This window comes from Nocardioides marmorisolisilvae, assembly GCF_031656915.1.
Taxonomy (GTDB): Bacteria; Actinomycetota; Actinomycetes; order Propionibacteriales; family Nocardioidaceae; genus Marmoricola; species Marmoricola terrisoli.
This window is the reverse complement of the sequence record NZ_CP134227.1, coordinates 2,634,580-2,655,576: the sequence shown is the minus strand read 5'-3', so window position 1 is coordinate 2,655,576 and position 20,997 is coordinate 2,634,580. Positions and strand designations below refer to the sequence as shown.

The 20,997-nt window shown below is 70.2% G+C and carries 22 protein-coding genes; 13 read left to right on the top strand and 9 right to left on the bottom strand.

Annotated features, from left to right (window positions below; genetic code table 11):
* Nucleotides 1-40: 40 nt before the first annotated feature.
* From Q9R13_RS12705 to Q9R13_RS12685, 5 genes are all read left to right on the top strand, one after another.
* A complete protein-coding gene (locus Q9R13_RS12705; protein ID WP_310965145.1) occupies nt 41-214 on the top strand; it encodes a DUF4177 domain-containing protein in 174 nt (57 codons plus the stop codon).
* Nucleotides 211-669, top strand: a complete 459-nt coding sequence (locus Q9R13_RS12700; RefSeq protein WP_310965085.1) for a RidA family protein — start codon at nt 211-213, stop codon at nt 667-669. Before Q9R13_RS12705 ends, Q9R13_RS12700 begins: the two co-directional genes overlap by 4 nt.
* The gene (locus Q9R13_RS12695) at nt 666-1,517 is read left to right on the top strand and encodes an NUDIX hydrolase (RefSeq protein WP_310961546.1); all 852 of its coding nucleotides are present in this window, start codon (nt 666-668) and stop codon (nt 1,515-1,517) included. Before Q9R13_RS12700 ends, Q9R13_RS12695 begins: the two co-directional genes overlap by 4 nt.
* On the top strand, nt 1,514-2,320 hold the full coding sequence (locus Q9R13_RS12690) for an MBL fold metallo-hydrolase (RefSeq protein ID WP_310961545.1): 807 nt from the start codon (nt 1,514-1,516) through the stop codon (nt 2,318-2,320). Before Q9R13_RS12695 ends, Q9R13_RS12690 begins: the two co-directional genes overlap by 4 nt.
* Before the next feature lie 192 nt (nt 2,321-2,512).
* Nucleotides 2,513-3,445, top strand: coding sequence for a type IV toxin-antitoxin system AbiEi family antitoxin domain-containing protein (locus tag Q9R13_RS12685; protein ID WP_310961544.1), 933 nt, complete (start codon nt 2,513-2,515; stop codon nt 3,443-3,445).
* A 41-nt stretch (nt 3,446-3,486) separates the two neighbouring features.
* Here Q9R13_RS12685 and Q9R13_RS12680 read toward each other — a convergent pair whose 3' ends face one another.
* Nucleotides 3,487-4,164 (bottom strand): Crp/Fnr family transcriptional regulator, encoded by a 678-nt coding sequence (locus Q9R13_RS12680; RefSeq protein ID WP_310961543.1) that lies wholly within the window; start codon nt 4,162-4,164, stop codon nt 3,487-3,489.
* Between the two features lie 193 nt (nt 4,165-4,357).
* Between Q9R13_RS12680 and nth the strand changes: the two genes are divergently transcribed.
* From nth to Q9R13_RS12660, 4 genes are all read left to right on the top strand, one after another.
* Nucleotides 4,358-5,014: an endonuclease III gene (nth, locus tag Q9R13_RS12675; protein WP_310965084.1), complete on the top strand. Its 657-nt coding sequence runs from the start codon at nt 4,358-4,360 to the stop codon at nt 5,012-5,014.
* Entirely contained in the window at nt 5,011-5,622 is a 612-nt protein-coding gene (locus Q9R13_RS12670; protein WP_310961542.1) for a TlpA disulfide reductase family protein, read from the top strand. Before nth ends, Q9R13_RS12670 begins: the two co-directional genes overlap by 4 nt.
* A gap of 23 nt (nt 5,623-5,645) precedes the next feature.
* Nucleotides 5,646-6,308, top strand: coding sequence for an NUDIX hydrolase (locus Q9R13_RS12665; protein ID WP_310961541.1), 663 nt, complete (start codon nt 5,646-5,648; stop codon nt 6,306-6,308).
* Nucleotides 6,309-6,383: 75 nt separating this feature from the next.
* Nucleotides 6,384-7,556, top strand: a complete 1,173-nt coding sequence (locus Q9R13_RS12660) for a MarP family serine protease (RefSeq protein WP_310961540.1) — start codon at nt 6,384-6,386, stop codon at nt 7,554-7,556.
* Between the two features lie 7 nt (nt 7,557-7,563).
* Here Q9R13_RS12660 and Q9R13_RS12655 read toward each other — a convergent pair whose 3' ends face one another.
* Both Q9R13_RS12655 and nhaA read right to left on the bottom strand, forming a co-directional pair.
* Complete coding sequence (locus tag Q9R13_RS12655) at nt 7,564-7,962, bottom strand: phage holin family protein (RefSeq protein ID WP_310961539.1); 399 nt, start codon at nt 7,960-7,962, stop codon at nt 7,564-7,566.
* Nucleotides 7,963-8,035: 73 nt separating this feature from the next.
* Nucleotides 8,036-9,214, bottom strand: coding sequence for a Na+/H+ antiporter NhaA (nhaA, locus tag Q9R13_RS12650; RefSeq protein ID WP_310961538.1), 1,179 nt, complete (start codon nt 9,212-9,214; stop codon nt 8,036-8,038).
* A gap of 249 nt (nt 9,215-9,463) precedes the next feature.
* Here nhaA and Q9R13_RS12645 point away from each other — a divergent pair, with 249 nt between their 5' ends.
* Entirely contained in the window at nt 9,464-10,450 is a 987-nt protein-coding gene (locus Q9R13_RS12645; protein ID WP_310961537.1) for a TerC family protein, read from the top strand.
* A 75-nt stretch (nt 10,451-10,525) separates the two neighbouring features.
* Here the strand turns inward: Q9R13_RS12645 and acs are convergent, their stop codons facing one another.
* The 6 genes from acs to Q9R13_RS12615 form a co-directional block, all read right to left on the bottom strand.
* Nucleotides 10,526-12,493, bottom strand: coding sequence for an acetate--CoA ligase (gene acs, locus Q9R13_RS12640; RefSeq protein WP_310961536.1), 1,968 nt, complete (start codon nt 12,491-12,493; stop codon nt 10,526-10,528).
* A gap of 131 nt (nt 12,494-12,624) precedes the next feature.
* Nucleotides 12,625-13,245 (bottom strand): acetate uptake transporter, encoded by a 621-nt coding sequence (locus tag Q9R13_RS12635; RefSeq protein ID WP_310961535.1) that lies wholly within the window; start codon nt 13,243-13,245, stop codon nt 12,625-12,627.
* Between the two features lie 146 nt (nt 13,246-13,391).
* A complete protein-coding gene (locus Q9R13_RS12630) occupies nt 13,392-14,939 on the bottom strand; it encodes a sodium/solute symporter (protein ID WP_310961534.1) in 1,548 nt (515 codons plus the stop codon).
* A gap of 112 nt (nt 14,940-15,051) precedes the next feature.
* Nucleotides 15,052-15,435: a hypothetical protein gene (locus Q9R13_RS12625; RefSeq protein WP_310961533.1), complete on the bottom strand. Its 384-nt coding sequence runs from the start codon at nt 15,433-15,435 to the stop codon at nt 15,052-15,054.
* Nucleotides 15,432-16,193: a LytR/AlgR family response regulator transcription factor gene (locus Q9R13_RS12620; protein ID WP_310961532.1), complete on the bottom strand. Its 762-nt coding sequence runs from the start codon at nt 16,191-16,193 to the stop codon at nt 15,432-15,434. The genes Q9R13_RS12625 and Q9R13_RS12620 overlap by 4 nt, the downstream gene beginning before the upstream one ends.
* Nucleotides 16,190-17,317, bottom strand: a complete 1,128-nt coding sequence (locus tag Q9R13_RS12615) for a sensor histidine kinase (RefSeq protein WP_310961531.1) — start codon at nt 17,315-17,317, stop codon at nt 16,190-16,192. Before Q9R13_RS12615 ends, Q9R13_RS12620 begins: the two co-directional genes overlap by 4 nt.
* Nucleotides 17,318-17,535: 218 nt before the next feature.
* Between Q9R13_RS12615 and Q9R13_RS12610 the strand changes: the two genes are divergently transcribed.
* From Q9R13_RS12610 to Q9R13_RS12600, 3 genes are all read left to right on the top strand, one after another.
* Entirely contained in the window at nt 17,536-18,546 is a 1,011-nt protein-coding gene (locus Q9R13_RS12610; protein WP_310961530.1) for a LacI family DNA-binding transcriptional regulator, read from the top strand.
* Between the two features lie 116 nt (nt 18,547-18,662).
* On the top strand, nt 18,663-20,015 hold the full coding sequence (locus Q9R13_RS12605) for an ABC transporter substrate-binding protein (protein WP_310961529.1): 1,353 nt from the start codon (nt 18,663-18,665) through the stop codon (nt 20,013-20,015).
* Nucleotides 20,015-20,968, top strand: a complete 954-nt coding sequence (locus Q9R13_RS12600; RefSeq protein ID WP_310961528.1) for a carbohydrate ABC transporter permease — start codon at nt 20,015-20,017, stop codon at nt 20,966-20,968. Before Q9R13_RS12605 ends, Q9R13_RS12600 begins: the two co-directional genes overlap by 1 nt.
* The last annotated feature ends 29 nt before the right edge of the window (nt 20,969-20,997 follow it).

Sequence of the window (20,997 nt, the reverse complement as noted above, 5' to 3'; positions counted from 1 at the left end):
GTCGGGGGAGGCGGACCCACGCGGGACTAGGGTGACGAGCATGACGCAGAGCCCGATCACACGCTGGGAATACCTGACGGCGCCCGTACTGGTCCACAACACCAAGGCGATCCTCGACAACTTCGGGTCGGACGGCTGGGAACTGATCCAGGTCGTCCCGGGGATGAATCCGGAGAACCTGGTCGCATACTTCAAGCGTCCGGTGCAGGGCTGATGACTCCCGAGGAGCGGCTGGCGGAGCTCGGCCTCGAGATCCCGCAGGTGGCGGCGCCGGTGGCGGCGTACGTCCCAGCAGTGCGCAGCGGCAGCCACGTCTTCACCTCCGGTCAGCTGCCCATGCGCGACGGTCAGCTGCTGGCCACCGGCAAGGTCGGCGGGGCGGTCACCCCCGAGCAGGCCCAGGAGTGCGCCCGGCAGTGCGGGTTGAACGCCCTGGCCGCGATCCGGGCCGAGATCGGCGAGCTCGCCCGCGTCAAGCGGGTGGTCAAGGTGGTGGCGTTCGTCGCGTCCACCCCCGACTTCACCGGCCAGCCGCAGGTCGCCAACGGCGTGTCCGAGCTGCTCGGGAAGGTATTCGGCGACGCAGGCCTCCATGCACGCTCCGCGGTGGGTGTCCCGGTGCTCCCGCTCGACGCGCCCGTCGAGGTCGAGCTGTTGGTCGAGGTGTGAAGCTCCCGATCCCGCAGCGCCTGGTCGACCAGGCTCGCGCGTTCGAGAGTGGCGAGATGACGCCCGCGGAGCCGCGCAACGCCGCCACCGTCGTACTCATGCGCGCCGGCGAGCGGGGGCCTGAGGTCTATCTGCTCCGGCGGCAGACCTCGATGGCCTTCGCCGGCGGGATGTGCGTGTTCCCCGGCGGTGGCGTCGACAAGCGTGACTTCGACCACACCGTGGCCTGGGGCGGCCCCTCCCCGGCGGAGTGGGCGGAGCGGCTGGGGGTCGATGACGCGACCGCACGTGCGTTGGTCTGTGCCGCGGTCCGGGAGACCTTCGAGGAGTCCGGAGTTCTGCTCGCCGGGGAGTCGGCCGAGTCGGTCGTCGCCGACACCACGGGCGCGGACTGGGAGGCCGACCGGCAGGCACTGGAGAAGCGCGAGCTCGCATTGACCGAGTTCCTGGACAGGCGTCGGCTGGTGCTTCGCACCGACCTGCTCGGCGCATGGTCGGGGTGGTTGACGCCGATCTTCGAGCCGCGGCGCTACCGGACCTGGTTCTTCGTCGCTCAGCTGCCGGAGGGGCAGCGCACCCGGGACGTGTCGACCGAGTCGTCGTCGGTGGAGTGGCTCCCCGCGATCGAGGCGGTCGAGCAGGTGGAGGCCTCGGCGCTGATGATGCTGCCGCCGACGTACCTCACCTGCCTGGAGCTGACGCCGTACGCCGACCCTGCGGCGGTCGTCGCAGCCGCGGCCGATCACCGCGTCGAGATGTTCATGCCCGAGGTGATCTCGTCAGGTGAGGAGTTCCTGCTCTCCCGACCCGCGCGGGTCGACCCGCTGCTGGCGGAAAGACCGCGATGACCTGGTCGGGCGGGCCGTTCGGGGAGCGTGCGCAGTGTGTGCTCGCCCCCAACGCCAACATCATGACGCTCGACGGCACCAACACCTGGGTGCTGCGCGAGCCGGGTGGCCGCCGATCGGTGGTGATCGACCCCGGTCCACCCGACCCCGGCCACCTCGACGCGGTCGCCGCGGTCGCGGGCGACGTGGCGGCGGTGTTGCTGACCCACCACCACCTCGACCACTCCGAGGCCGCCCGTGGGTTCGCCGAGCGGATGGGATGCGGAGTGCGGGCGCTGGACCCGGCGTACCGACTGGGTGAGGAGGGCCTCGGGGACGGCGACGTGGTCGAGGTCGACGGTCTCGAGATCCGCGTGGTCGGCACCCCCGGACACACCGCCGACTCGCTGTCGTTCCTGGTGCCGGCCGACGGCGCCGTCCTCACCGGGGACACCGTGCTCGGTCGGGGCACGACCGTGGTCGCCCACCCGGACGGGCAGCTCGGTGCCTATCTGGACTCGCTCGATCGGCTGCACGCGCTGGCGGAGGCGAACGAGGTCGCGACGATCTGGCCCGGTCACGGCCCCGTGATCGAGCAGGCCCTGCCGGCGCTCGACCACTACATCGCCCACCGACACGAGCGTCTGGAGCAGGTGCGCGACGCGTTGGACCAGCTCCGCCGCGAACCGCTTCCCGAGGGCATCGCCGCGGACGAGCTCCCCCGCAGGGTCGTCGAGATCGTCTACACCGACGTCGACCCCGTCCTCTGGCCCGCCGCCGAACTCTCCGTGCGCGCCCAGCTGGAGTTCCTCCGCACGCGTTGAGTTGGGGGTTCGTGTCCGGTGAGTGGTGGATTGCCGTCCATTGAGTTGGGGGTTCGCGACAGGCGAGCCCTGTTGACGGGCACCGCGGTCGAGCGGCCGTTCCACGCCCACAGATGGTGAACCCCAGCCGTCTTCCACAGGCCCGGGCCGATCCGAGGGCTGGACGTCGGTCCGGCGTGCATGGTCCTCAAGATGCACTCCGATGTTCCCTACACGCCCTTCACCCTGGCCGAAGCGCGCCGCCTCGGCATCACCGACCGCCGGCTGCGAGACGCGGTCCGCAACGGCCTCGTGCGGCGGGTGCTGCGCGGCGTGTACGTCGCTGCCGACGCAACCGACACGGTCGAGCTCCGGGTGCGCGCGGCCGCGCTGGTGGTCAGTCCACAGTCCGTCGTCTGCGACCGCACCGCAGCCTGGCTCCACGACGTCAACGTCTTCGGGTACGCCGACACGGCGGTCCTGCCTCCGGTGGAGACCTGCGTGCTCCGCGGTCATGCGCCCTCGAACCGGTCAGGCGTGGATGGTCGAACCCGCGATCTGCGGTCGGAGGACCTGGCGCAGATCCTGGGTGTCTGGGTCACGACGCCGCTGCGCACCGCATTGGACCTCGGCTGCGCCCTGGGCCGGCACCGCGCCCTGGGCGCCCTGGACGGGTTCGTCCGTGTCCACGGGATCACCCGTGAGCAGATGGAGCGACAGCTGCCGCGCTACTTCCGCCGGCGCGGAGTGGTCCAACTCCGTGGCTTGGTCGCGCTTGCCGACGGTCGGTCGGAGTCGATGCGTGAGTCGTGGATCCGGCTGGACATCCATGACGCCGGGCTGCCGGTCCCGGAGCTCCAGTACTGGATCGAGATAGACGGGGTGCCGACGTACCGCCTCGACCTCGCCTACCCGAAGCATCGTGTCGCGGTGGAGTACGACGGGGAGGAGTTCCATCGCCGTACCGAGGAGCAGAAGGCGCGGGATCGCACGCGGAGAAAGTGGCTCCGCGAGCACGGCTGGACCGTGATCGTGGTCGACAAGGACGGGGTCAGCGGGCCGGACCCGGACGCGTGGCTCAGCGAGCTTCGGGCGGCGCTCCGGCCACGGACCAGGCGGCTGCGTTGGACCCGAATCCCCGATTGACCGGGCAACAAGTCAGCATTCGACGGACCAGAACGCCCCACTCAACGAGCGCGGCGCTTCATCCGCTCGACGTCCATGATCACCACGGAGCGGGGCTCGAGGCGGAGCCAGCCGCGAGAGGCGAAGTCGGCCAGCGCCTTGTTGACGGTCTCCCGGGAGGCGCCCACGAGCTGGGCCAGCTCCTCCTGGGTGAGGTCGTGATGCACGTGCACACCGTCGTCGGCGGTCCGGCCGAACCGGTCCGCGAGGTCGAGCAGCGCCTTGGCGACCCGGCCGGGCACGTCGGAGAACACCAGGTCGGCCACCACGTCGTTGGACTTGCGCAACCGGCTGGCGATCTGGGACAGCAGCCCCAGCGCCACGGCGGGCCTCCCGGCCAGCCAGCGCATCAGGTCTTCGTGGGAGAGCGAGAGGAACTGCGCCTCGGTCACGGCTGTCACGGTCGCCGAGCGCGGGCCCGGGTCGAAGAGCGAGAGCTCGCCGAACATCTGGCCAGGGCCCAGAATCGCGAGGAGGTTCTCCCGACCGTCGGACGAGGTCCGGCCGAGCTTCACCTTGCCGTCGACGACGATGTAGAGCTTGTCGCCCGAGTCGCCCTCGCGGAAGAGCACCTCGCCGCGCCGAAGCTTGGTCTCGCCCATCGAGGACCGCAGCGCTGCGGCGGCCTCGTCATCGAGCGCGCTGAAGAGCGGCGCCTGGCGGAGTACGTCGTTGTCCACCGATGTTCCCTTCGCTCCGGGCCCAATCGTCCCGCTCGGTCCAGTGTTGCAGGTCACAGTCTGACCCATGCCTACTGCCCACGCCGCGGGATGGTCAATCGCGCCCGCGTAGTCTTGCGGCGTGCCGCCCAGCAAACAGGCGACCCTTCCGGTCCCGAAGCCTGACACGACCCTCGTGCGCCGGGCCCGCAAGATGGACCGGGTCCTGGCCGAAACCTATCCTGACGCGAAGTGCGAGCTCGACTTCGACGACCCGTTCCAGCTTCTCGTCGTCACCGTGCTCAGCGCGCAGACCACCGACCGCCGGGTCAACGCCGTCCGTCCGACCCTGTTCGCGGCCTACCCCGACGCCCCGGCGATGGCGGCCGCACGGCGTGAGGACCTCGAGCAGATCGTCGGGCCGCTCGGCTTCTTCCGAGCCAAGACCGACGCCCTGCTCAAGCTCAGCGCCGCCCTCGTCGAGCGGTACGACGGCCAGGTGCCGCCGCGACTCGACGACCTCGTCACCCTGCCCGGAGTCGGTCGCAAGACGGCCAACGTGGTGCTGGGCAACGCGTTCGGCATCCCCGGGATCACCGTCGACACCCACTTCGGTCGGCTGGTCCGGCGCTTCGGCTGGACGACCGAGACCGACCCGGTCAAGGCCGAGCACGCGATCGGCGCGATGTTCCCCGCCCGCGACTGGACGATGCTCAGCCACCACGTGATCTGGCATGGGCGACGGGTGTGCCATGCCAAGAAGCCCGCATGCGGTGCATGCACGATCGCGCGCTGGTGCCCGTCGTACGGCGAAGGCCCCACGGACCCTGAGGAGGCCGCGAAGCTGGTGAAGACCCAGGGGCCGGCATGAGGACGCGCGCAGGTCGGCTCGTCGGTGCGGTCGCGCTGGCGATGGCTGCTCTGCTGCTCGCCGGCTGTGGCGGATCCGGCGGCGGTGGACTGGGCGGGGGCCTGGGCAGTCCGCAGGTCAAGGTCGACACCCCGGCGCTGCGGGCGCTCAAGCACCGTGCCCACATCCAAGACTGCCCAGCGACGACGGCGCCACCGGCGGCGCACGGGCTTTCCGACGTCGAGCTGCCCTGCCTCGGCGGGGGGCGCAGCGTGAACCCGGCGCGGCTGCGCGGCCCGATGGTCGTCAACCTGTGGGCGCAGTCGTGCGCTCCCTGCCGCGAGGAGATGCCCCGGCTCCAGGCATTCGCGCAGAAGTACGCCGGCAAGGTCGCGGTGCTCGGCGTGGACTGGTCGGACTACCGACCCGAGCTCGCCCTGCAGCTGGCCCGCAAGGCGGGGACGACGTACCCGCTGGTCGCCGACACGGTGCCGCACCTGCGCACCGGTGCCCTGCCCACCACGATCCTCGTCGACGCCCACGGCGACATCGTCTTCGAGCGCGCGATGATCATCAGGTCGGTCGCTCAGCTCGAGGGTCTGGTCCAGCAGCACCTCGGAGTGTCCTGAGGATGCCGGAGAACGGGTCTGCGGTGAGCGACCTCCCCGACTGGCTGGTGCCGATCCGGGACGGCGCGCGCACCATCAGGGGAGAGGAGCTGAGTCGGTTCCTGCCGCCGCCGGGATCCGACGCCCGGCCCGGCGCGGTGCTGATGCTCTTCGGCGAGGGGCCTGCGGGACCGGACCTGCTGTTCACCGAGCGGGCTCACGACATGCGCTCCCACCCGGGCCAGATCTCGTTCCCGGGCGGCAGCATCGACGCCGGTGACGAGAGCCCGGTCGCGGCCGCGCTGCGCGAGGCGCAGGAGGAGACCGGCCTGGACCCGGCCGGCGTCGAGGTGCTGGCCAGCCTCCCGCAGCTGTGGCTGCCGCCCAGCAACTTCGCGGTCACACCGGTCCTCGGCTGGTGGCGTGAGGAGTGTCGGGTCGGCGTCGTCGACCCCGCGGAGGTGCATGCGGTGCTTCGGGTCCCGTTGGAGGAGCTTCTCGACCCCGCCCATCGGGTGACGGTCACCCACCCGGGCGGCTACTCGAGCCCGGGCTTCCTGATCGGGCCGGACAAGGACCTGATCCTGTGGGGGTTCACCGCGGGCCTGGTCAACCAGCTCTTCGAGCACGTCGGGCTCACTCGGCCCTGGGACACGTCGGTACGGCGGACGCTGCCGTCCTACATGCTCGGCGTGCGCGAGGATTGATCCGATGAACACCACCCCACGACGTGCCGCGCTCCTCCGCTGCGCTGCTCCGCCCACGATGCCGCAGGGGGTGTGGTGAACGTCCTCGACTGGTGCCTGATCGTCCTCGTGGTCCTCTATGCCCTCTCCGGCTACTGGCAGGGCTTCATCGCCGGCGCCTTCGCCACCGTCGGGCTCGTCGTCGGCGGCATCCTCGGCATCTGGATCGCCCCGCAGCTGCTCGGCTCCGCCTCACCGTCGGTGTGGATCTCGCTCGGCGCGCTGTTCGTGGTGCTGGTCGCGGCGTCCTTCGGCCAGGCGCTCTTCCAGTACGCCGGCACCCGCGTCCGCAACCGGATCCGGTGGCAGCCGGTGCGTGCGCTGGACGCGATCGGCGGCTCCGCCCTGTCGGTGGTGGCCGTGCTGGTCGTGGCCTGGATGCTCGGCGTCGCGGTGAGCGGGTCCCGGATCCCCGGCCTCAGCCCACTGGTGCGCAACTCCCAGGTGCTGATCGCGGTCAACCAGGTGATGCCCCGGTCGGCACAGTCGACCCTGCGCAGCTTCGACAACGTGGTCGGCTCGAGCGTGTTCCCGCGCTATCTGGAGCCATTCGCCCCCGAGCACATCGTCGGGGTGGCTCCGGCTCCGGGCCGCGTCGTCCGCGACCCGGACATCCAGCGTGCCGAGCCGGCGGTGTTCAAGATCCGCGGCAACAACAAGTGCGGCCAGGGTGTCGAGGGCAGCGGCTTCCTCTACTCGCCCGGCCGATTGATGACCAACGCGCACGTGGTCGCCGGAGTGAGCGACCCGCAGGTGTTGGTCGGCACCCACGACGTGGCGGCACAGGTCGTCTACTACAACCCCGACGTGGACATCGCGGTGCTGAAGGTGCCGTCGTTGACCAGCCCCTACCTCACCTTCGACCAGAGCGGCCACGCCAAGGAGGCCGCCGCGGTGCTCGGCTACCCGCAGGACGGTCCGTTCAGCGCGCAGCCCGCACGGATCCGGATCCAGCAGCGGCTGCGCTCACCGGACATCTACGGCAACGGCACCGTCACCCGTGACGTCTTCTCGGTGCGTGGCATCGTCCGGCCGGGGAACTCCGGTGGTCCACTCGTGTCCACCGCAGGGAAGGTCCTCGGCGTGGTGTTCGCGGCGTCGGTGAGCAACGGTGACACCGGCTATGCACTCACCGCCAGCCAGGTTTCCGGCGCGGCCGACCAGGGTCTGCACGCCAACGCGCCGGTGGGGACCGGCGGCTGCGCCTGACCGGCGCTCAGCTCTTCTTGAACGCCGAGGGCACCTGCTTGGCCTGGGCGATCGCACGCTCGGGGGCGCGCACCTTCCGGATCTTCAGGAAGCCGACGAAGCCGAGCAGCCCGGCCAGCAGCAGGTAGGCACCGAAGACGATCAGGAAGCACCAGGCCAGGTCGAGGCCTGCCATGTGGATGAAGTAGGCGATGGCCACCGACACCATGATCACTGCGAGGAGCGCCAGGAACCCGGCCATCGCGAACAGAGCGATGCTGATGCCACCGGTCTTGACGCTGACCTTCAGCTCGGACTTGGCGAGCTGGATCTCGCTCTGGACCAGGGTGGAGATGTCGCGGCTGGCGTCGACCACCAGCTTGCCGATCGTCGGCTCCTCCGCGACCGCGGGCTCGCGATGTGCCATGGGAGATCCTTCCGAGCGGGTGTTCGCCTACGTGGCGACCCTATCGTCACGGGCGGTACCCACGATCTGCGGCTCAACTCGCCCGATGCGTCCGGTTCCGCCTGGCGAGCACCAGCGACGAGAGCACGGCCGAAGCCACCGAGCCGAGAAGCACCGCCACCTTGGCCTCCGACCGTCGCGCGTCGGTGAACGACAGGTCGGAGACCAGCAGCGACACCGTGAACCCGACTCCGGCCAGCATCGCCAGCCCGATCATGTCGCGCCACGCCACGTTGTCGTCGAGCTCGGCACGGGTGAACCGGGTGACCACCCAGGTCCCGGCCAGCACACCCACCGGCTTGCCGACCAGCAGGCCGAGGACCACGCCCCAGACGACCGGGTCGTGCAGGAGCCGCTCACCGCTGGAGAGCACGACGCCGGCGCTCATCAGCGCGAAGAAGGGCACGGCCACGCCGGCACTGAGCGGGCCGATCCGGTTCTCCAACCGCTCGGCCGGCGACCGCGCCTCGCCCTCGTCAGGAAGCACCCGGGTGAGCACGCCGAGTGCCACCCCGGCGATGGTCGCGTGGATCCCGCTCTCGTGCACGCTCCACCAGGTCGCCAGCACGACCGGCAGGTAGACCAGCCGGGTGCGGACACGGGCGCGCTGCAGGCCGGCGTACACGAGGCACAGCAGCGCGGCGGCCAGCAGCCACCACCACGACAGCGTGGAGCTGTAGAAGATCGCGATGATCAAGATGACGATCAGGTCGTCGGTGACCGCGAGGGTGAGCAGGAAGGCACGCAGCTGGGTCGGGAGCGACGAGCCGACCACCGCGAGCACGGCGAGGGCGAAGGCGATGTCCGTGGCAGCCGGGATCGCCCAGCCCACCAGGTTGGCGGTGCCGTGGTTGACCGCGACGAAGATGGCGGCGGGCACGGCGACTCCGCAGCAGGCGGCAGTGACCGGGACCGCGGCGTCGGACAGGCGGCGCAGCGAGCCGACCAGGAACTCGCGCTTGAGCTCGAGGCCGGCGATGAAGAAGAAGACGCTCAGCGCACCGTCGGCGGCCCACTGCTCCACGTCCAGCGGGCCGAGCTGGTGATGCCGGACGGCGGTGTAGCTGCCCGGCGCGAGGTTCGCCCACAGCAGCGCCACGCCGGCGGCCACCAGGGCCAGTGCGCCCCCGACGGTCTCCGAGCGGAGGAAGTCGACGAGGAAGAGCGACTCGCCCAGGTCGGGGCGGGGAAGGAGGCGGCGGTGGCGGCTCATCAGGCCCTTCGGGGTAGGCGGGGCGAACTGCCGACCAGACTTCCCGGCGCACCGGTGACCAGCCTAGGCCACGATTGGCCGCGGGGTCGTCGCCCGTGCGAGACTGGGTGCGTTGGAGGGGAGTATTCCCCCGCACCGTCTCGTCATCACGGCCCGGAACGGGCCCGGGCCGGTGGTCCGCTCGGCGGATGGAAGAGACCTCCGGACCATGAACGACGCCCCCAGGGGCCCGATGTCCGGAGGTACGACGTGCACGTGACCGCGCTCGCCTGGTGGTTGACCATCGGCGGCACCCTGGCGGTGCTGCTCTTCGACGTGGTCGTGATCGGCCGCCGCCCGCACGAGCCGTCTCGGCGGGAGGTGACCGTCGCCCTCGCTGCCTACGTCGGTCTGGCCGTGCTCTTCGGTGTCGGGGTGTGGGTGGTGTCGGGGTCGACCTACGGCACTGAGTTCTTCGCCGGCTGGCTGACCGAGTACTCGCTGTCGATCGACAACCTGTTCATTTTCCTGATCATCATGAGCCGCTTCGGCGTACCTCGGGAGCTGCAGCAGTCTGCGCTGCTGGTCGGCATCGTGCTCGCCCTCGTGATGCGCGGGGTCTTCATCGCCCTCGGCGCGGCGGCGATCAACGAGTTCAGCTGGGTCTTCTACATCTTCGGCGCGTTCCTGGTCTACACGGCCGTGAAGCTGGCGAGTGGCGGGACCAACGATGACGAGGACTACCACGAGAGCGCGCTGGTGCGCTGGGTCAGCGGGCGGCCTGGGACCACCACGAAGTGGCACGGCGCGCGGGTCCTCGTCCGCGAGGGCGGCCGTCGCCTGATCACGCCGATGTTCGTGGTCGTCGTCGCCCTGGGTACGACGGACCTGCTGTTCGCCCTCGACTCGATCCCGGCCATCTACGGGCTCACCAAGGAGCCGTTCCTCGTGCTCACCGCGAACATCTTCGCGCTGATGGGCCTGCGACAGCTCTACTTCCTGATCGGCGGGCTGCTCGAGCGGCTCGTCTACCTGTCCTACGGGCTGGCTGTGCTCCTCGGCTTCATCGGGGTGAAGCTCGTGCTGCACGCGATGCACGAGAACGAGCTGCTGTTCCTCAACGGCGGACGGTCGATCGGCTGGGCGCCGGACATCCCGGTGTGGCTGTCCCTGGTGGCGATCGTCGTGATCCTCGGCGTCACCACCGTGCTCAGCCTGCTCTCCTCGGGCCGGCAGCAGCGTGCTGAGCGCGTCTGAGCACAGGCGCCGCAAAGGTAGGGCCCGGTGGGAGGCATGCGCCCCTCACCGGGTCCGTCCCAGTCAACCCCCGGCTCAGTCCTCCTTGCTCGCCTCGGCATCGGCGCGGGCCTTGATCTCCTGCACCACTGCGGGATCGGCAAGCGTCGTCGTGTCCCCGAGCGCCCGGTTCTCGGCGACGTCCTTGAGCAGCCGCCGCATGATCTTGCCCGAGCGGGTCATCGGCAACGTGTCGGCGAAGACGATGTTCGCCGGCTTGGCGATCGGGCCGATGACCTTGCCCACGTGGTCGCGCAGCTCGATCAGCTTCTCCGGCGACCCCTGCTGGTCGCCGCGCAGGGTCACGTAGGCGACGATCGCCTGCCCGGTCGTCGGGTCCGACCGGCTGACCACGGCGGCCTGGGCCACGTCGGGATGGTCGACGAGTGCGCTCTCCACCTCGATCGTCGAGAGCCGGTGTCCCGAGACGTTCATGACGTCGTCGATGCGGCCCATCAGCCAGAAGTCGCCGTCCTCGTCGACCCGGGCTCCGTCACCGGCGAGGTAGGCGTCGGGGAAGCGGCTCCAGTAGGTCTCGCGGAACCGATCGTCGTCGTTGTAGAGCCCGCGGAACATCGCCGGCCAAGGCTCCTTGATCACCATGTAGCCGGCGCCGCTACCGGCGGGGATCGCCTTGCCCTGCTCGTCGTATGCGGCCGCCATCACGCCGGGGAACGGCTGGGTCGCCGACCCGGGCTTGAGCGTGGTGAGCCCCGGCGTCGGGGTCACCATGATCATGCCCGTCTCGGTCTGCCACCAGGTGTCCACGACCGGCGTCTTGCCGCCGCCGATGGTGTCGCGGTACCAGACCCAGGCCTCGGGGTTGATCGGCTCACCCACCGACCCGAGCACCTTCAACGAGGACAGGTCGTGCCGCTCGGCGTACTCGGCGCCCCACTTCATGTGGGTGCGGATCGAGGTGGGGGCGGTGTAGAGCACGTTGACCTTATAGCGCTCGATGATCTCCCACCAACGATCCTTGTCGGGGAAGTCCGGCAGGCCCTCGTACATCACGCTCGTCGTCGCGTTGCAGAGCGGGCCGAACACGATGTAGCTGTGCCCGGTGATCCAGCCGATGTCGGCCGCGCACCAGTAGACGGTCTCGGGCTTGATGTCGAAGACGTAGTGGTGCGTCGTCGAGACCCCGGTCAGGTAGCCGGCGGTGGTGTGCACGATGCCCTTCGGCTTGCCGGTGGTGCCCGAGGAGTACATCAGGAAGAACATGTCCTCGGAGTCCATCTCCTCGCACGGGCACGAGGACGCGTCGTCGCTCTGACCGTCCACGACGTCGTGCCACCACTGGTCGCGGCCCTCGGTCATGTCGATCTCGGTGCCGGTACGGCGGACCACCAAGCAGGACTTGAGGTTCGGCGACTTGGACATCGCCTCGTCGGCGATCGGCTTCAGAGCCGACGCGGTGCCGCGGCGGTTCGCGGCGTCCTGGGTGATGAGGTACTCGCACCCCATGTCGACGATGCGGCCGCCGAGGGAGTCAGCGCTGAACCCGCCGAAGACGAAGGTGAACGGTGCGCCCAGCCGGGCCAGGGCGAGGAGCGTGACCGGGGCCTCCGGGATCATCCCCATGTACACGCACACCTTGGTGCCCTTGCCGATGCCGAGCTGCTTGAAGCCATTGGCCGCCCTGACCACCCGGCTCTGCAGATCGGCGTAGGTGATGTCGAGCCGGTCGTCGGCGGGCTCGCCCTCCCAGTGGTAGGCGACCTTGTCGCCCTGACCGTTCTCGACGTGACGGTCGACGCAGTTGTAGCAGACGTTCAGCTTCCCGCCGAGGTACCACTTGGCGTACGGGCGGTCCCACTGCTTGAGGGTGTCGAACGGCTTGAACCAGCTGATCCGCTCGCGGCCCTCCCGCTCCCAGAACGTGTCCGGGTCCTGGTCGTAGAAGTCGGCCGGCGTGTTCGCCTGGGCCGCGAACTCGGGGTCGGGCGGATAGCGTCGTTCCTCGGCCATCAACGCGTCGATGTTCTGGGTGGCCTCAGCCATGGTTTCTCGTCTCCTTAGGTTCTGCCTGCTCGTCGTGGGCTCGTGCGGACGCTGGATCGGTTGCCAACCACTCCAGCACCACGACCCCGCACGGGCAAGGGGTCGTGGTGCTGGCGGTGACTAGCGGTCCGTCACTCCCGGGGGCCGGTGGGGACCAGTGCCCTCTTGTGGGTGAAGGCGGTGACGCCACCGAAGGAGGCGTACCAGGCCGCGAGGGCGGTGGCCACGCCGACCCAACCGCCGATCTTGCCCAGGGTGTCGCTCATCGCGAACTCGCCGATGCCCAGGAGGATGTACGTGATGGTCAGCAGCACGAACACAGCCAGCACCGCGCCGCTGACCCGGGTGGCCGCGATCGTCATGTAGCCGGTGAAGATCGCCCAGGCGATCAGGTAGAGGCCCAGGCTGTTGCCCAGGTCGTTCGCGTTGGTCACCTTGTCCAGGCCGGAGTGCCCGGTGAGCCACCAGAACGAGATCCAGAAGCCGCCGTACGACGCGAACGCGGTCGCGCCGAAGGTGTTGCCCTTGGCGAACTCCCACATGCCGGCGCACAGCTGGGCGAGGCCGCCGTAGGCGAGGGCCAGCCCGAAGACGACGGGCTCGACCTTGAACAGGCCGGTGTTGACGAAGCTGAGCACGAACGTGGTCAGGGCAAAGGCTGCCAGACCCAGGGGTGCCGGGTCGGCGATGTGAGCGCCAGGTAGGGCGCGGGGCAGGACGCCGGAGTCGGCGACCTCCGAGGTGTGGGACATGACCTTCTCCTCACGGGGTGGGGGTGTGCCTGCTCGAAGGCTAGGAAGGCGGCGGCGAGCCCGGGAGGGGTTACCGGTGGGTTATCGCCCAACGCGAGTGAAGCGTCGATGTGTGCGCGGTCACACCGCGACGAGCGGTCGGATCGCTACGACGAACGGGCGACCGTGGTCCCGCTGGTGTCACCGCTGCGCCGCTCCGGGTGGTAGCTGCCGCGGTCGAGGACGATCTCCTCGGGGGTGTGCAGCCGCACCATCGTCCGGCCCAGGTGCGCCGGCAGGTGGCCCTTGGTGAGCAGCGATCCGACGACCATGGTGGCGAAGGCCACCGGCACCGTGCAGAGCGCCGGCTGGCTGACCACCGCACCGAACAGACCGGTCGGCGCGGCGCCCAGCATCACCGCCAGCACCGCGGTCGAGGAGCTGATCCCGCCGACGAGGAGCCCGGCGATCGCCCCGGGAGCGGTCAGTCCACGCCACCAGATCCCGAGCAGCAGCAGCGGGCAGAAGGTCGACGCGGCGACCGCGAACGCGAGTTCCACCGCGTGCGCGACGGCCAGGCCCGAGGTCAGCACGGTCAGGACGAGCGCCGCCAGCGCGGCACCGGTGGCCGCAACCCGGAACGCCGTCACCCCGTCAAGGCGTCGGCCGAGCAGATCCTGGCCGATCACCCCGCCCACCGAGACGACCAGGCCCGAGGAGGTGGACAGGAAGGCCGCGAACGCGCCGGCTCCCAGCAGCGCGGTGAGCAGGTCGCCCCCGACACCCCCGAGGAGCCGGCCGGGCAGCTCGAGGACGACCGAGTCGGTGTGCCCGGAGGCGATCAGATCGGGGGTGTAGATGCGCCCCAGCACGCCGTACAAGGTGGGCAGCAGGTAGAACGCGCTGAGCATCGTGAGCACCGACAACGTCGTACGGCGGGCGGCGCGGCCGTCGCGGTTGGTGTAGAAGCGGACCACGACGTGGGGCAGACCCATCGTGCCGAGGAACGTGGCGAGAATGAGCGAGTAGGTCAGGTACGTCGCGTAGTGGCCCTGCATCGGCTCCACCCAGTCGGAGGCGTCGAGCCGCGGTCCTGGGGAGCCGTCGCCGCGCCAGTGCAGCAACAGGAGTGCCAGCGGGAGGAGCAGCGCCCACAGCTTCAGCCAGTACTGGAACGCCTGCGCGATGGTGATGCTGCGCATCCCGCCGGCGGCGACGTTGGCGAGCACCACCACCGCGACCACGAGCTCGCCGGTCCAGGTCGGCGCGTCGGTGAGTGCGCGCAGGGTGAGCCCGGCGCCCTGGAACTGTGGAACCAGGTAGAGCAGCCCGATGAGCACGACCAGGGCGCTGGACAGCCGGCGGGTGACGATCGACTCGAGCCTGAACTCGGCGAAGTCCGGCAGCGTGTACGCACGTGAGCGGCGCAGCGGCGCGGCCACGAAGACCAGCAGGAGCAGGTAGCCCGCGGTCCAGCCGACCGGGTACCAGAGCATGTCGACGCCGCGCAGCAGGACCAGGCCGGCGACTCCGAGGAAGGAGGCCGCGGAGAGGTACTCGCCGCTGATCGCCGATGCGTTGACGACCGAGCCGACGGTGCGCGACGCCACGTAGAAGTCACTGGTCGTGCGCGAGATGCGCAGTCCCACCGCACCGACGGCGAGCGTGGCCACCGACACCGCGAGCACCGCGGCGATGGCGAACCAGTCGCTCACCGGGGCCCCCGCGGGATTGTGCGCAGGAGCATCGCTGGTGAGCAGGATCGCGGGGTCCCCGGGCAAAGGAGACCGAAGCGCGTCTGCGTGGGGTGCAATGTCGTGGGGGGATTCACGGCTCGTCCCCGGCTCCTGGCCCCACCAGGTCGTGGAACGACTGCTCGTTGCGCTCGGCCCGGCGTACGTAGGACCAGGCGAGCAGCAGCAGCACCGGGTAGACCAGCAACCCGAGCAACAGCCACGGCAGCGGCAGCCCGGCCAGGTGCGCCCGCCGGACGGCCGGGAAGACCTCGAACACCACCGGCCACGCCCCTACGGTCAGGACGAGGAGCAGTACCGTGCCCAGTGCCAGCCGAAGCTGGGTGCGCATCAGCGAGCGCATGTAGACCTCACCGACCTCGGTCTGAGCGTCGATCTCCGAGGCGACCGTCGTACGGCGGGGGCGGCCGGTCCGCGGGCTGGTGATCCGGACCCGTGGCAGCGGCGACTCGGTCACGGGTCGACCGTCCCGGCCACGGCGCCCTGACGGTAGCGGCGCAGCAGGTCGCGCAAGAGCGGCGTGTGCCGGCGGCTGACGTGCAGCTCCCGGCCGGCGATCATCACCGAGCACCGACCGCCGTCGACGCGCACCTCGTCGACATGGTTGAGGGAGACCAGCAACGAGCGGTGGATCCGGACGAACCCGGTCTGGCCCCAACGCTCCTCCAGCGCAGAGATCGGCAGCCGGACCAGGTGGCTGCCCCCGGCGGTGTGCAGACGGCTGTAGTCGCCCTGTGCCTCGACGTACTGGATCTCCGAGCGGGCGAGCAGCCGGGTCACCCCGCCGAGCTCCACCGGGATGGTGTCGTCGGCGGGCGTGGGCGCGCCTGCGTCGAGGACGCGCCGGACCGCCTCGCGCAGCCGCTCCTCGCGGACCGGCTTGAGCAGGTAGTCGACCGCGCGGAGATCGAAGGCGTCAACGGCGTGCTCGGCGTGCGCGGTCACGAAGACGATCGCGGGCGGCTCCTTGAAACGGGTCAGCACGTCGGCGAGCTCGAGGCCGGTGAGGCCCGGCATCTCGATGTCGAGGAAGACCGCATCGACCGGGTCCTCCCGGAGCACCCGCAGCGCCGCTGTGGCGGAGTCGCAGGCGGACACGGCGCTCACTCGGTCGTCGCGGCCGAGCAGCCAGCTGAGCTCGTCGAGCGCGGGCCGCTCGTCGTCGACGACCAGCACTCGCAAGCCGGTGGCGGGTGTGCTGCCCGGTGCGGTCACGGGCGGACCCCTGCGGCGTACTTCGGCACCCGCATGGTGACCTTGGTGCCCGCACCGGGGGCGGTCTCGACGACCAGGCCGTAGTCGTCGCCGTACGCTGAGCGCAGCCGCTCGTCGACGTTGCCGAGCCCGACGCTGTCGAGGGACTCGTCGCCGGCCAGCGCCCGCCGTACCCGCTCGGGGTCCTCGCCGACGCCGTCATCCTCCACGGAGATCACCGCCTCACGGTCATGGTCCTCGGCCAGGATCGTGATCCTTCCGGTCCCCGCCTTCTGTGCCAACCCGTGGCGAACCGCGTTCTCGACCAGCGGTTGCACGGAGAGCACCGGGACGGTGACCGGGAGCACCTCCGGCGCGATCCGCAGAGTGACCTGCAGCCGCTCGCCGAAGCGGGCCTGCTCGAGCACGAGGTAACGCTCGATGGAGCGGAGCTCCTCCTCGAGCGTCGTGTACTCGCCGTGCCGCTGGAAGGAGTAGCGGGTGAAGTCCGCGAAGTCGAGCAGCAGCTGCCGTGCCCGGTCGGGGTCGGTGCGCACGAAGGACGCGATGGCGTTGAGCGCGTTGTAGATGAAGTGCGGTGAGATCTGCGCTCGCAGAGCCCGCACCTCGGCCTCCATCAACCGGGTCCGGGAGGCGTCGAGCTCGGCGAGCTCCAGCTGGCCGGAGACCCAGCCGGCCACCTCCTCGGTCGCTCGGACCAGGGCCGCGGAGGCGAGACCGCCGAACACCTGCAGGGTGCCGATGACCCGGTCGTCGACCACCAGCGGGCTCAGGATCGCCTTGCGCAGGGGGCAGTACGGGTCCTCGCAAGGGAAGACCGCATGGTCGAGGACGGTGGTCGCCCCGTCGTCGACGGCGCGCCGGGCGAGCTCTCCGGCGTGGACGGCGTGCGCCGCATGGTGGCCGTCCCAGGCGAGCAGCCTCTCGGTGTCGGTCAGCGCCACCGCGGGCGCGGCGAGCAGCGACCGCAGATGTCGCACCGACCGCTCGGCGGACTCGGCGGTCAGGCCGGTGCGCAGCGCACCGGTCATCAGGGACGCCGTGTGCAGTGTGTGGAACGTGGCCCGGTCCGCCTCTGTCCCCAGGTGCCGGCGCAGCAGGCCGCCGGTCCGTCGCCTCGCCATGACGGCACCGTAGTCGCCGAGACGTCCCCTATGACGCGCGAATGGTCCCAAAGGGCATCCGAGTGGTCACAAGTGGCGGTCGCGCGGCATCCGCTTCGGACCAGTCGGCGCGCGATGTGGGACCACTCGCCGCGCGATTTGGGACCACTCGCGGACAATTTGGGACCACTCGCGGATGTGGGGGGAGGGCAGGGGAGGGGCGTGGCACACTTCCGGGCGTGACCCAGCGCGCGACGCTCGAGGAGGTCGCCGCCCGGGCAGGCGTCTCCCGGGCCACGGCGAGCCGGGTGCTGCGGGGTGCGACGAACGTGAGCGAGGCGGCACGGGCGGCCGTGCACGCGGCAGCGCACGAGGTGTCCTACTCGCCGAACCGCGCCGCCAGGTCGCTGGTCACCGGCCGCAGCGACTCGATCGCCTTCATGGTGGACGAGACCGAGGAGCGGATGTTCGCCGACCCGTTCTTCCTGGGCATGCTCCGGTCCGTGCAGGTGGCGACGGCGGCCGCCGGGCTCCAGCTGGTGTTCACGGTCGTCTCCCGGGCCGAGGACCGCGAGCGGTTCGTCGCGTACGCCGCCGGCGGCCACGTCGACGGCGTGCTGCTGCTCTCCCTGCACGGCACCGACGACCTACCGCACCGCCTGGAGGCCGAGGGCGTGCCGACGGTGCTGAGCGGCCGCCCGTTCGACGACGCCCGAGGCCTCTTCTACGTCGACGCCGACAACGTCGGAGGCGGTCGGATCGCGACCGCGCACCTGGTCGACTCAGGGCGACGGGTGGTGGCTACCGTGACCGGTGCGCTGGACATGTGTGCCGGGCAGGACCGGCTGACCGGCTACCGTCAGGCGGTCACCGCGTCCGGGGCGACCCTGGACGAGTCGCTGGTGGAGCCGGCTGGATTCACCACCGCCGAGGGGTACGCCGCCACCGAGCGGCTGCTCGCCCGGCGGCCGGACGTCGACGCGATCTTCGCCGGCTCGGACTTGGCCGCCTTCGGGGCGATCCGGGCGCTGCACGCCGCCGGGCGCAGGGTCCCGGACGACGTGGCGGTGGTCGGGTTCGACGACATCCGTGACGCGGCCGAGCACCAGCCGCCGCTGAGCACCGTGCGCCAGCCGGTCGGCGCGCTGGGCAGCGCGATGACCAGGATGCTGCTGGCCAGGGTCACCGGCGCCGTACCGGACCCCAACGTGGTGCTGCCCGTCGAGCTGGTGGTGCGCGGGACGGGATGAGCGTTGCCTCAGGTCACGAATCGGACGTCGAATTTGTTCGGGTGCTTGACATGTGGTGGCCGTCACAGCCATCCTCGAGCCAGCGTGAGAGCGCTCTCACAACCAGGAGGACACCCATGGGCCGAAGTTCCCACCCTCGCCGGACCGCAGCCGTACTCGCTGCCGCGACCGCCGGCGCCCTGCTGCTCGCCGGTTGCGGCTCCAGCAGCGGCAACAACGACGCCGCCGGCCAAGGAGCCGGCTCCGGGCCCTGCGGGACCACCGCCAAGACGACCGTCACGGTCGGGCTCTTCGGCACCTTTGGCTTCAAGGAGGCCGGCCTTTGGGACGCCTACCACAAGCGTTGCCCCAACATCACGGTGAAGGAGGACGACGTCGAACAGTCGGCCGACTACTGGACCCGGCTGAAGACCCGGCTCGCCTCCGGCAGCGGTCTCGACGACGTCCAAGGCATCGAGATCGGCTTCGTCGCCGACGTGGTGCAGAACCACGCCGACCAGTTCGTGAACTGGAACAAGGTCCCCCATGCCGCCGCCGACAAGGCCGAGTTCTTCCCGTGGAAGTGGCAGCTGGCCAGCAGCACCGACGGCAGCGACACGGTCGGCCTCGGCACCGACATCGGGCCCGAGGCGATCTGCTACCGCAGCGACCTGCTGAAGAAGGCGGGCCTGCCCTCCGACCCGGCCACGCTGGCGAAGAAGTGGTCGACCTGGAACGACTTCATCAACTTCGGCAAGCAGTACGAAGCGTCCACGACCAAGCAGGCGGGCTCGCACTTCGTGGACAGCGCGGCGAGCGTCTTCTCGACCGCTGTCTACCAGGGCAAGGAGGCGTACGACAACGCCGCCGGCCAGCCGGACGTGAAGAACAGCGACGGCGTGCAGAGCGCCTGGAACTACGCCACCGAGGCGGCGCAGTCCAAGATCACCGCCGGCCTCGAGCAGTTCTCCCCGACCTGGAACAAGGCCTTCTCCAACGGCGCATTCGCCACCCTGGCCTGCCCGACGTGGATGATGGGCTACATCCAGGGCCAGGCGGGACCGTCGTACGCCGGCAAGTGGAACATCGCTCCGGTGCTCCCCGGCGGGGCCACCAACTGGGGCGGGTCCTGGCTCGGCGTGCCGGACAAGGCGCAGCACAAGGCCGCGGCGATCGCTCTCGTCGAGTGGCTCTCGGCCAAGGACCAGCAGGTCACCATGTGGAAGCAGGGCGGTCACTTCCCGTCGAACTCCGACGCGGCGGCCGACCCGGCGGTGGCGACGGCCAAGAGCGCCTACTTCAGCAACGCGCCCGTGGGCAAGATCTTCGGTGACATCGCCTCGAAGATGTCGATCCCGCCGATCGGGCTCTACGACACGCAGATCCAGCAGGCGCTCACCACCCAGCTGACCAACGTCGAGACCAAGGGCACGGCTCCGACGAAGGCCTTCGGCGACGCACTGGCGGCGATCAAGCAGGTCACCGGCTGATGTCGGTCGCTGCGCCGGCGGGACCGGCCTCCCGGGCCGCCCGCCGGCGCAGCTCGCCTGGCCGACGGCGGCCGGGCAGCCGGATCGCCTATCTGTACGTGCTGCCGTTCTTCGCCGTCTTCGCCGCGTTCAGCGTCTACCCATGGCTGGACACCGCCTGGGTGTCGCTGCACGACGTCCGCCTGTCGACCTACGACCAGATGACCTGGATCGGGCTGGGCAACTACCGCGACCTGTTCACCAACCAGTTCTTCTGGAACGCCTTCCGCAACACGATCACGATCGGCATCATCTCCACCGTCCCGCAGCTGTGCATGGCCCTGGGCATCGCCCACCTGCTCAACTACAGGCTGCGCGGCCGCACCTTCTTCCGGGTCGCGATCCTGATGCCGTACGCCACCAGCCTGGCCGCGGCCACGGTGATCTTCCTCGAGCTCTTCGACCCCAAGCTGGGCCTGGTCAACTGGGCGTTGCACCTCGCGCACCTGCCCGAGGTCGACTGGCAGGGGTCGAAGTGGCCCTCGCAGATCGCGGTCTCCGCGATCGTGACCTGGCGCTGGACCGGCTACAACGCGCTGATCTACCTCGCCGGCCTGCAGGCCGTGGACAACGAGCTGTACGACGCGGCCGCGGTCGACGGTGCCGGCAAGTGGGCCCAGTTCCGCTACGTCACCCTGCCCGGCCTGCGGCCCACGATCCTCTTCACGATCGTGGTCTCCACCATCGGCGCGGCGCAGCTCTTCGGCGAGCCGTTGCTCTACCACAACGGGAAGTCCGACGGGGGTACGTCGAACCAGTTCCAGACGCTCGGCCTGCTGATGTACCAGCAGGGCTGGACCAACGATCGGCTCGGCCTTGCCTCGGCCACAGCCTGGACGATGTTCCTGATCATCGTGGTCGCGGTGCTGGTCAACCTGTTCCTCGCCCGCCGACGAGAGCGGGCCGGACGATGAGACCCGCCACGACGGCCTCCCGGCTGCCC